We start from the raw sequence: 2,468 nt of genomic DNA, 5'->3' as shown, positions 1-2,468 counted from the left end.
TGTTGGCGCGCACTTAAAACTGACCCAGGCTGCGCGTTGAACTTTGACCCACCCGGTGTACGGGGCTGAGGGTATCAGTTGGTGGTCTGGGTGGTGGCCTCCTTTGCCCTGATTCTGGCTTTGGTCTTGTTGGCGGCGGTGCTGTTGCGCAGCCGCCAGGAGTCGTTGCCGGTCTCCAGGATGTGGCAGTGGTGGGTGATGCGATCCAGCAGCGCGGTGGTCATCTTGGCGTCGCCGAACACCTGACCCCATTCGGAGAAGGCCAAGTTGGTGGTGATGGCGAGGCTGGTGCGCTCGTAGAGCTTGCTGATCAGGTGGAACAGCAGCGCGCCGCCTGAGGGGGTGAACGGCAGGTAGCCCAGTTCATCGAGGATGACCAGGTCGGCATAGGTCAGGCGCAGGGCGATCTGCCCGGCCTTGCCCTGGGCCTGTTCCTTCTCCAGCGCATTGACCAGTTCGATGGTGGAGAAGAAGCGCACGCGCAGGCGATGCTGGCGCACGGCCTGGATGCCGATGGCGGTGGCCAGGTGGGTCTTGCCGGTGCCCGGTCCACCGACAAGGACGACGTTCTCGGGGGTGTGGATGAAGTCACCCTGGTGGAGTCGTTCGACCAGTGCGCGATCAACGGGACTGGCCGCGAAGTCGAACCCGAGCAGGTCACGATGGACGGGGAAACGTGCGGCCTTCATCTGGTTGGCCTGGGCACGAACCTGCCGTTCGGCGGACTCGGCCTGCAGCAGTTCGGCCATCCAGTGTTCGGGCTCCATGGTGTGCAGGCGCATCTTGGCCAGCAGTTCGGGCCACTGGCTGGCCATGCCGTGCAGCTTGAGCTGCTGCATGCGCAGCGGCAGGTCAGGCGTCGACATGATCTGCCTCCCGCAGGGCGTCGTAGCGGGCCGGATCGGACACCGGCGGATGACGCAGCGTCACTCGCGAGGCGACCGTCTCGATCGTGCGGTCCGGATGCTGCAATCGCCCCAGCACGTTGAGCACGTGGTCGGCGCGCACCAGGCCGGACTCGAGTGCCAGTTCCACCGCCACCAGTACCGCTTCGAGCCCGTGCACGGGTACGGCGGCCAGCACCTGGGCCATGGCGCGGTCGCCGTGAGGCTGGCGCAGCAACACCTGCTGCAGCTTGCGCAGCGGATCGGGCATGGACAGGAACGGCGCGCCGTCACGCAGTGCCCCCGGCTTGCGCTGGACCAGGGCGATGTAGTGCTGCCAGTCGTAGTGGACCCGATCACGCTCGAAGCTGCGCCGGTGGCGGGCGACCTCGGCCTCGCCGACCACCACGGCCAGTTCGAAGGGATACACGCGCAGGCTGGCGACGGCGTGGGCGTGTTCGCACGGCACGCTGTAGCGGTTGCGCTGGAAGCTGACCAGCGCGGTCGAACTGACCCGCACCGGCCGCTCGATGTAGCCGTCGAAGGGCGCGGGCATCGGCATCAGGTGGGGCTGTTCGTCCTCCAGAGCTTCGGCCACGGTGATGTCGGAGGCATCCGGATGCGCCTGCATCGGCCAAGCGGCGCGGCACTCGCTGGCGAGCCAGGCATTGAGGGTGTCCAGATCTGGCCAGTGGCGGGCCCCGGCCTCGATCCAGATCTGTCGGCGCCGGTCCTGCACGTTCTTCTCGACCCGCCCCTTCTCCCAACCCGCGGCGCGGTTGCAGAACTCCGCGGCGAACAGGTAGTGGCTGGTCATGGCGTGGAAGCGGGCGTTGACCCGCCGTTCCCGGTGCTGGCCGATCCCGTCCACCGCCGTCTTCATGTTGTCGTAGATGCCGCGGCGCGGCACGCCACCGAAGGCGGTAAACGCCTGGGTATGAGCATCGAACAGCATCTCGTGGCTCTGGGTGGGATAGGCCACCAACCAGAAGGCGCGGCTGCAGGCCAGCTTCACGTGGGCGAGATCCAGCGGCATCTTGGCGTGGCTGCCGACGAAGGCGTACTCGCGGCTCCAGTCGAACTGGAAGGCTTCACCCGGAGGAAAGTGCAACGGCACGAAGGCCGGGCGGCGGCTGGCGCCGCCGGCCGCCTTCCACTGGCGGATGAAGGCCGTCACCCGGGTGTAGGTGCCCGGATAGCCGATCGCCTGCAACTGCGAGAACAGCACCTTGGCGGTGCGTTGTTCCCGCCGGGGACGATGGCTGTCGGCACGCAGCCACGTCTCCAACTGGGACCGGTAGGGATCGAGCCGGGAGGGCGAGGCTCGCCTGGGATAGACCGGCTCGGACTGGCCGCTGCGCAGCCATCGCCGGATGGTATTGCGGGATAGGCCCGTGCGCTTGGCGATCTCGCGCAGCGGCAGGCCATCGCGGAAATGCATCCGCCGGATCTTGGCCAACATGACCATGGTGATCACTCCTGAAATCCCCCGAGCAAAAGATGCTCAGGATGTGGGCTTCAGGTGGGTCAGTTTTACCCGCGCATCACCGCCGAAAGTGGGTCAGTTCTGGATGCGCGCCAACA

At 66.7% G+C, this 2,468-nt stretch carries 2 protein-coding genes; both read right to left on the bottom strand.

Going from position 1 to position 2,468, the window contains the following annotated elements; translation table 11 throughout:
- Nucleotides 1-74 precede the first annotated feature (74 nt).
- The gene (gene istB, locus N7590_RS22050; protein ID WP_003097544.1) at nucleotides 75-866 is read right to left on the bottom strand and encodes an IS21-like element ISPa36 family helper ATPase IstB; all 792 of its coding nucleotides are present in this window, start codon (nucleotides 864-866) and stop codon (nucleotides 75-77) included.
- Nucleotides 853-2,352 carry an IS21-like element ISPa36 family transposase gene (gene istA, locus N7590_RS22045; protein ID WP_003097546.1) on the bottom strand — a complete coding sequence of 500 codons (1,500 nt, stop codon included), beginning with the start codon at nucleotides 2,350-2,352 and terminating at the stop codon, nucleotides 853-855. The genes istB and istA overlap by 14 nt, the downstream gene beginning before the upstream one ends.
- Nucleotides 2,353-2,468: the final 116 nt, after the last annotated feature.

It is taken from the genome of Stenotrophomonas sp. GD04024 (assembly GCF_029837545.1).
Lineage (GTDB): Bacteria > Pseudomonadota > Gammaproteobacteria > Xanthomonadales > Xanthomonadaceae > Stenotrophomonas > Stenotrophomonas forensis.
The sequence above is the reverse complement of the archived record's forward strand: the minus strand, read 5'-3'. Positions and strand labels throughout refer to the sequence as shown.